The sequence below is a fragment of the Streptomyces sp. B1866 genome, assembly GCF_031932565.1.
In the GTDB taxonomy this organism is placed as follows: Bacteria; Actinomycetota; Actinomycetes; order Streptomycetales; family Streptomycetaceae; genus Streptomyces.
In genome coordinates this window covers 1-8,443 of the sequence record NZ_JAVSCF010000269.1, presented here as the reverse complement: position 1 = coordinate 8,443, position 8,443 = coordinate 1, and the positions used below count along the sequence as shown (strand labels likewise).

At 73.7% G+C, this 8,443-nt stretch carries 4 protein-coding genes and 1 pseudogene; 4 read left to right on the top strand and 1 reads right to left on the bottom strand.

All coding sequences use genetic code 11. The annotated features are described in order from the left end of the window. The 3 genes and pseudogenes from RKE29_RS25275 to RKE29_RS25265 all read left to right on the top strand — a co-directional run. The coding region (locus RKE29_RS25275; RefSeq protein WP_312007937.1) for a hypothetical protein at positions 1 to 196 on the top strand (196 nt) is incomplete at its 5' end. A 236-nt stretch (positions 197 to 432) separates the two neighbouring features. Next, positions 433 to 939: a hypothetical protein gene (locus tag RKE29_RS25270; RefSeq protein WP_312007936.1), complete on the top strand. Its 507-nt coding sequence runs from the start codon at positions 433 to 435 to the stop codon at positions 937 to 939. A 72-nt stretch (positions 940 to 1,011) separates the two neighbouring features. After that, a pseudogene (locus RKE29_RS25265) lies at positions 1,012 to 1,656 on the top strand (HAD family hydrolase); the annotation flags it as partial. A 272-nt stretch (positions 1,657 to 1,928) separates the two neighbouring features. Here the strand turns inward: RKE29_RS25265 and RKE29_RS25260 are convergent. Continuing rightward, a complete protein-coding gene (locus tag RKE29_RS25260) occupies positions 1,929 to 2,495 on the bottom strand; it encodes a DJ-1/PfpI family protein (protein ID WP_312007935.1) in 567 nt (188 codons plus the stop codon). Between the two features lie 582 nt (positions 2,496 to 3,077). Here RKE29_RS25260 and RKE29_RS25255 point away from each other — a divergent pair. After that, the gene (locus tag RKE29_RS25255) at positions 3,078 to 8,270 is read left to right on the top strand and encodes an NAD-glutamate dehydrogenase (protein WP_312007934.1); all 5,193 of its coding nucleotides are present in this window, start codon (positions 3,078 to 3,080) and stop codon (positions 8,268 to 8,270) included. Positions 8,271 to 8,443 lie beyond the last annotated feature (173 nt).

Here is an 8,443-nt window from a genome sequence, read left to right as displayed (position 1 = left end):
GGCGGGCCGCCGCGCGCCCCGGGCCGCCCCGGCTGCCGGCCGGCCGCCCGTGGCCGTCCCGCCCGTGGCCGTCCCGCCCGTGCTCGCCTCGGCCGTGGTCGCCCCGCCCGTCGCCGTCCCGGCCGTCGTGCTGTCCGTCGTGTCCACGCGTGTCGCCCCCGCTGTACGCCGCGCCCGGCCTTATACCGAGCAGTAGCTTTCGGTGGGCAGTCTTCTACCGGCGCTTTTCGCGCCGCGGCAACCGGGGCGGACTCCGGTGCGGCAGGCGGTGGGGATTCACCTATCAGGGGGACGAGAGCCGTGGGCGGCCTGCCGTGGAGCCACGGGCGGCGGGGGCGGCGGGGCTGCCGTTCCGGGGGCTCGGTTACCCCGAAGGGGGACGGCCGATCGTATGCTGGCTGGACCTGACAGGCTTTGAGGAGAGCGGCGGTTATGCGCGTCTACGTCCCCCTGACCCTCACCGGTCTCGCCGAGGCGCACAAGGAGGGCGAACTGGGACCCGCTCCGCTCACCGCCTACGCCGTCACCCCCGTGCTGCGCGAGTGGTACGTCTCCGACGACATCGAGGAGCTGGAGTACGCGGCCCTGACCCGGGCGGCCCAGGCGTCGCTGCGCCTCCTGGCCGTCTCCCCGCAGACCCAGCGCCGCCGCGTGGTCGTCGCCGTGGACGTGCCCGACGGCCAGGCGGTCGCCGACCCCGACCTCGGTCTGGACCAGTCGTCGCTGGGCGAGGTGCGGCTGACCGTCCCGGTGCCGCTGGCCAGGGCCGCCGCCGTGCACGTCGACTCCGCCGACGCCGAGCCCGACGTGGCGGCGGCCGCCGAGGCGCTGGGCGCGGCCGATCTGGGGGACGACGACGCGCAGTTCACCGTGGACGGGGCGGAGGACCACGAGCTGATGTGGTACGCGACGCAGGAGATCCCCAACCTGATCGAGTAGCGCGGCGGCCCTCCGGAAAGGACGCCGCCCGCCCCGGTGGGTTTGTCAGACCCCCCGGGTACCGTTTCGGACATGGAGAGGCACGGGACACAGGGGACCCACATCGTCTGGGACTGGAACGGCACGCTCCTGCACGACGTCGACGCCGTCATAGCGGCGACGAACGCGTCTCTGGCGGAGGTGGGCCTGCCCCCGCTCACGCTGGAGCGCTACCGGGACCTGTACTGCGTCCCGGTGCCGCGCTTCTACGAGCGGCTGACGGGACGCCTGCCCACCGACGCCGAATGGCAGATACTCAACGCGACCTTCCAGCGGCACTACGCGAGTTTCGCCGGCGGCGCCGTGCTGGCGGACGGCGCCCGGGACCTGCTGGAGGGCTGGCAGGCGGCCGGGCTGACCCAGTCCCTGTGCTCCCTGGCCCGCCACGAGGAGCTGGTGCCGCTGGTCCGCACGCACGGCGTCGACCACCACTTCCTGCGCGTGGACGGCCGGACGGGGGAGGACTTCAGCAGCAAGGCGGAGCAGATGGTGCGGCACCTCGCCGCGCTCGACGGGGTGCCCCCGCGGCGCGTCGTGGTGATCGGGGACGCGCTGGACGACGCGGTCGCCGCCAGACACGCGGGCGCCCACGCCGTGCTGTACACGGGCGGTTCGCACAGCCGGGCCAGTCTGCGGGCGGCGGGGGTCCCGGTGGTCGACACGCTGGAGGAGGCCGTACGGGAGNNNGGCGGGGGTCCCGGTGGTCGACACGCTGGAGGAGGCCGTACGGGAGGCCGAGCGGCTGGCCGGATCCTGACCGCCGCCCGCTCGTCCTCCCGTATGGCCGTACGGGAGTCGCGTACTCGCGTACGGGGGTCGCGTGGGAGGCGCGTACGGGTCGCTTGCGGAAGGCGGGACGGCGTCAGTGCGGCCTCGGGCCGGGGCCGCGCCGTCCGGCCTCGTACGGGGACGGCGCCGCGCCCCGGCCGGGTGCGCCCCCGCGCCGCGCGTCAGCCGGTGGGGGCCTTGGCGCGCAGCACGTTCAGGAACTCCCGCATCCAGCCCGGGTGGTCCGGCCACGCCCGCGAGGAGACCAGCGTGCCGTCGACCACGACCTCCGTGTCCTGGAAGTCGGCGCCCGCCGCCTGCATGTCCATCTCCAGCGCCGGATAGGAGGTCACCCGCCGACCGCTCAGCCCCCCGACCGCCGCCGTCAGCAGCGGCCCGTGGCAGATCTGCGCCACCGGCTTGTCCGCGTCGAAGAACGCCTTGAGGATCTTGCGCAGCTCCGGGTCGTTGCGCAGGTACTCCGGGGCCCGCCCGCCGGGGATCACCACGGCGGCGTAGTCCCCGGGCTCGACATCGGCGAAGGCCAGATCGGCGGGCCAGGTGTAGCCGGGCTTCTCGGTGTACGTGTCGAAGCCCTCCTCGAAGTCGTGCACCACGAAGCGCAGTGTCTTGCGGCTCGGCGCGGCCACGTGCACCTCGTAGCCCTCCTCGCGCAGCCGCTGGTACGGGTAGAGCACCTCCAGGGACTCGGCCGCGTCGCCGGTCAGAATGAGGATCTTCGGCGCCATGCCGTCCACCTCCGCTCTCGTCCACGCTAACGTCCGTCCACGCCACCGTGCACCCGCAGCGGGCCGGTGCCAAGGGGGCCTGTGCGGCCCCGCGTCCCGCCGTGCGCGCCGCGCCGTGGCCCCCGGTTCCGCGCGTCCGCGCCGCGCCGTCGCCCCCGGCTCCCCGCGCCCGCCGCGCCCCGTCCGGCCCCTGGGAGTGACCGCGCCCCGCCACGCCGGGAGCCGGTCCCACCACCCGGCGTGAGCGGGTCCCGACGCCTGGTGTGAGCCGGTCCCGGCTGGCGGCCGCAGCCGACTGCGGACGGGCAAAGAGCGATAGCCTGGCCCCGTGATCAGCGCGATAGACCGCGAGGGCACCGGCGCCCTCGCCTCGCGCCCGGAGCGCCGCGGGCACCGCGGCGGCCGGGCGGCCGCTGGTCCGTTACCGCCTGCGGCCTTGGTCACTTACGGCCGAGTATCCCCAGCCGTCCGCCATTCGGGCATAGGTTCGCCCTAGGCCGGGTTTCCGTGGCGCGGCGTGACGATGCCCCACTCACTTTCCCATCGACGTCGCGCAAAGGCGCGCGACAGGAGTCAGAGGACATGCAGACCAAGCTGGACGAAGCCACCAAGGCCGAGCTGCTCGCGCGGGCCGCCCGGGTCGCCGAGAGCAGCCCGACCGGGGGAGCGCTACCGGTACGGGGCGAGGACGAGGAGACTCCCGGCGCCTCCCTCACGGCATACCTTCAGCACTACTACCTGCACACCGCTCCCGAGGACCTGACGGACCGGGACCCGGTCGACGTCTACGGGGCGGCGCTGTCTCACTACCGGCTCGCCGAGTCCCGTCCGCAGGGCACCGCGAACGTCCGGGTGCACACGCCGACCGTGGAGGAGAACGGCTGGACGTGCAGCCACACCGTCGTGGAGGTCGTCACCGACGACATGCCCTTCCTGGTCGACTCCGTCACCAACGAACTGACCCGCCAGGGCCGGGGCATCCACCTCGTCGTCCACCCGACGGTCGTGGTGCGCCGCGACCTGACGGGGCGGCTGATCGAGATCCTGGGCCCGCCGCCCGAGCCGCACCGCGGGGGCGGGGCGCGGCCCGGGCCGCTGCCGCACGACGCGCTCACCGAGTCGTGGATCCACGTCGAGATCGACCGGGAGACCGACCGGGAGGACCTGAAGCAGATCACCGCCTACCTGCTGCGCGTCCTGTCCGACGTGCGCGAGGCGGTGGAGGACTGGGAGAAGATGCGCGGCGCCGCGCTGCGCATCGCCGAGGGCATGCCGTCCGAGCCGACCGCCGCCGACGTGCCCGGGCAGGAGGTGGAGGAGGCTCGGGAGCTGCTGCGCTGGCTCGCCGACGACCACTTCACCTTCCTCGGCTACCGGGAGTACGAGCTGCGGCGGGTGGCCACCGAGGACGGTGGCGAGGAGGACGTACTGACCGCCGTGCCCGGCACGGGCCTGGGCATCCTGCGCTCCGACCCGCGCCACCGGGCCGCCAGGGAGGCGGGCGGTGACGAGGCCGCGCCCTCCGGGGGCCCGGGCGGCGGCGAGGGCGGGGGCGCCCGTATCCCCCCGCCCGGACGGCACTTCCGGGACGGCGACACGGCCGACGGCGCCCCGCTGGTGCCCGCCCGGCCCGGCTCGCCGTCCTTCAACCGGCTCCCGGCCGACGCCCGCGCGAAGGCGCGCGAGCACAGGCTGCTGGTGCTGACCAAGGCCAACAGCCGCGCCACCGTGCACCGGCCCTCGTACCTGGACTACATCGGCGTGAAGAAGTTCGACGCCGACGGCAACGTGGTCGGTGAGCGGCGCTTCCTCGGCCTGTTCTCGGCGGCGGCGTACACCGAGTCGGTGCGCCACGTGCCCGTCATCCGCCGCAAGGTGCGGGAGGTGCTGGACCACGCCGGTTTCGCGCCGCACGGCCACGACGGCCGTGACCTGCTGCAGATCCTGGAGACCTACCCGCGCGACGAGCTGTTCCAGACGCCCGTCTCCCAGCTCCGGTCGATCGCCACCGCCGTGCTGTACCTCCAGGAGCGCCGCCGCCTGCGGCTGTTCCTGCGCCAGGACGAGTACGGACGCTACTACTCCGCCCTGATCTACCTGCCCCGGGACCGCTTCACCACGGACGTACGGGTCCGCCTGACGGACATCCTGCTGGAAGAGCTGCACGGCCGGGCGCCCGTCGACTTCACCGCCCTGCACACCGAGTCGGTGCTCTCCCGGCTGCACTTCGTCGTCCGCGTACCGCCGGGCAGCGAGCTGCCGGACCTCACCGACGCCGACGTGGAGCGGATCGAGGCCCGCCTGGTGGAGGCGGCGCGCTCGTGGGCGGACGCGTTCGGCGAGGCGCTGGGCGCCGAGGTCGGCGAGGAGCGCGCGGCGGAGCTGCTGCGCCGGTACGCGGGCGCCTTCCCCGAGGGCTACAAGGCCGACCACACGCCGCGCGGCGCCGTGGCCGACCTGGTCCACCTGGAGCGGGTGACCGGCGGCGAGCGGGAATTCGCGCTCAGCCTGTACGAGCCGGTCGGCGCGGCCCCCGGCGAGCGCCGGTTCAAGATCTACCGCGCGGGCGGCCAGGTGTCGCTGTCCGCCGTGCTGCCGGTGCTGAACCGGCTCGGCGTCGAGGTGGTCGACGAGCGCCCGTACGAGCTGCGCTGCGCGGACGGCACCACCGCCTGGATCTACGACTTCGGGCTGCGCGTGCCGCTGCGGCGCGGTGCGGGGCCCGGGGACGCCGGGGCGTTCCCCGACGACGCGCGCGAGCGCTTCCAGAACGCGTTCGCCGCCGTGTGGACAGGCCAGGCCGAGAACGACAACTTCAACCAGCTGGTCCTCGGCGCCGGGCTCGACTGGCGGCAGGCGATGGTGCTACGCGCGTACGCCAAATACCTGCGGCAGGCCGGGTCCACCTTCAGCCAGGCGTACATGGAGGACACCCTCCGCACCAACGTGCACACCACCCGCCTGCTGGTCAGCCTGTTCGAGGCGCGCATGTCCCCGGAGCGGCAGCGCGCGGGCACCGAGCTGACGGACGCCCTGCTGGAGGAGCTGGAGGCGACCCTGGACCAGGTGGCCTCGCTGGACGAGGACCGCATCCTGCGGTCCTTCCTCACCGTCATCCGCGCCACGCTGCGTACCAACCACTTCCAGAGCGCCAGCGAGGGAAGCGGTGGATGGGGTCAGAGCGCCAGCGAGGGAAGCGGCAGAAGGGGCCAGACAGCGGAGGACGGCACTCCGCACGCGTACCTGTCCCTGAAGCTGGATCCGCAGGCCATCCCCGACCTGCCCGCGCCCCGCCCGGCGTACGAGATCTGGGTGTACTCCCCGCGGGTGGAGGGCGTGCACCTGCGGTTCGGCAAGGTCGCGCGCGGCGGGCTGCGCTGGTCGGACCGGCGCGAGGACTTCCGCACCGAGATCCTGGGCCTGGTCAAGGCGCAGATGGTCAAGAACACGGTGATCGTGCCGGTGGGCGCCAAGGGCGGCTTCGTCGGCAAGCGGCTGCCCGACCCGGCCGCCGACCGGGACGCGTGGCTGGCGGAGGGCATCGCCTGCTACAAGATCTTCATCTCCGGGCTGCTGGACATCACCGACAACCTGGTCGGCGGCCAGGTCGTGCCGCCCCGGGACGTGGTGCGGCACGACGGGGACGACACGTACCTGGTGGTGGCCGCAGACAAGGGCACGGCGACGTTCTCCGACATCGCCAACGAGGTCGCCGAGGCGTACGGCTTCTGGCTCGGCGACGCCTTCGCCTCCGGCGGCTCCGCGGGCTACGACCACAAGGGCATGGGCATCACCGCCCGCGGCGCCTGGGAGTCCGTCAAGCGGCACTTCCGCGAGCTGGGCCACGACACGCAGACGCAGGACTTCACGGTGGTCGGCGTGGGCGACATGTCCGGCGACGTGTTCGGCAACGGCATGCTGCTGAGCGAGCACATCCGCCTGGTCGCCGCCTTCGACCACCGGCACATCTTCCTCGACCCGAACCCGGACGCGGCCGTCTCCTACGCCGAGCGGCGCCGCCTGTTCGAGCTGCCGCGCTCCTCCTGGGCCGACTACGACGCCGCGCTGCTGTCGGCGGGCGGCGGGGTGTACCCGCGCACGGCCAAGGCGATCCCCGTCACCCCGCAGGTGCGCGCCGCCCTCGGGCTGGAGCGGCGGGTCACCAAGCTGACCCCGGCCGAGCTGATGAAGGCCGTCCTCAAGGCCCCGGTCGACCTGCTGTGGAACGGCGGCATCGGCACGTACGTCAAGGCGTCCACCGAGTCGCACGGCGACGTGGGCGACAAGGCCAACGACGCCATCCGCGTGGACGGCCAGGACCTGCGGGTGCAGGTCGTCGGCGAGGGCGGCAACCTGGGCCTGACGCAGCTGGGCCGCATCGAGTTCGCGGCCGCGGGAGGCAGGGTCAACACCGACGCCATCGACAACAGCGCGGGCGTGGACACCTCCGACCACGAGGTCAACATCAAGATCCTGCTGAACACGCTCGTGGTGGACGGCGACCTGACCGTCAAGCAGCGCAACAAGCTGCTCGCCGAGATGACCGACGAGGTCGGCGCGCTGGTGCTGCGCAACAACTACGCGCAGAACGTGGTCCTGAGCAACTCCCTGCGCCAGGCCCCCGACCTGCTCCACGCCCACCAGCGCGTCATCCGCCGCCTGGTGCGCGACGGGCGGCTGAACCGGGCGCTGGAGTTCCTGCCCACCGACCGGCAGGTCCGCGAGCGGATGTCCGCCGGGCGCGGCCTGACCCAGCCCGAGCTGGCCGTCCTGCTCGCCTACACCAAGATCACGGCCGCGGACGAGCTGCTGCGCACCGGCCTGCCCGACGACCCGCACCTGCGCGGCCTGCTGCACGCGTACTTCCCGCGCGCGCTGCGAGAACGTTTCCCCGACCGGATCGACGCGCACCCGCTGCGCCGCGAGATCGTCACCACCGTGCTGGTCAACGACACGGTCAACACCGGCGGCGCGTCCTTCCTGCACCGCATGCGGGAGGAGACCGGCGCCTCCACCGAGGAGATCGTCCGCGCCCAGTCGGCCGCTCGCGCGATCTTCGACCTGAACGCGGTATGGGACGAGGTCGAGTCGCTGGACAACGCCGTACCGGCCGAGGCGCAGACCCGCATCCGGCTGCACTCGCGCCGCCTGGTGGAGCGCGGCACCCGCTGGCTGCTGGCCAACCGTCCGCAGCCGGTCGAGATCGCCGAGACCATCGACTTCTTCCGGGAGCGGGTCGCGGCCGTCTGGGCGCACCTGCCCAAGCTGCTGCGCGGCGCCGACAGCGAGTGGTACCAGCGCATCCACGACGAGATGGCCGAGGTCGGCGTGCCGGAGGACCTGGCGGCGCACGTGGCGGGCTTCTCCTCCGCCTTCCCGGCGCTGGACATCGCGGCTATCGCCGAGCGTACGGGCAAGGAGCCGATCGCGGTCGCCGAGGTCTACTACGACCTGGCCGACCGGCTGGGGATCGCGCAGCTCATGGACCGGATCGTGGAGCTGCCGCGCGCCGACCGGTGGCAGTCCATGGCCCGCGCCGCCATCCGCGAGGACCTGTACGCGGCGCACGCGGCCCTCACCGCCGACGTGCTGTCGGCGGGCAACGGGGCGTCGACGCCGGAGCAGCGGTTCAAGGAGTGGGAGGAGCGGAACGCGTCGATCCTTCAGCGGGCGCGCGCCACGCTGGAGGAGATCCACGGCTCGGAGACCTTCGACCTGGCGAACCTGTCGGTGGCGATGCGCACCATGCGGACGCTGCTGCGCACGCACCGGTGACGCGGTCGGCGTAGGAGCGGCCCGGGCCGCGGCGCGGCGGACGCCGTACCGGCCCGGGCCGCGGCCTGCGGGGGGCCGGGGAGCGCCGTCCCGCGCCCGCACCGCCCCGTACGCGGCCCGGCGGCTGCGGGTACGGCGGCTGCGGGTACGGGCCTGGCGGGCCCGTGGCCCGG

Excerpts from the sequence above, each read along its gene's own strand:
- RKE29_RS25260 (WP_312007935.1), bottom strand. The coding sequence starts at position 2,495 with ATGGCGCCGAAGATCCTCATTCTGACCGGCGACGCGGCCGAGTCCCTG.
- RKE29_RS25255 (WP_312007934.1), top strand. The coding sequence starts at position 3,078 with ATGCAGACCAAGCTGGACGAAGCCACCAAGGCCGAGCTGCTCGCGCGG.
- RKE29_RS25270 (WP_312007936.1), top strand. The coding sequence starts at position 433 with ATGCGCGTCTACGTCCCCCTGACCCTCACCGGTCTCGCCGAGGCGCAC.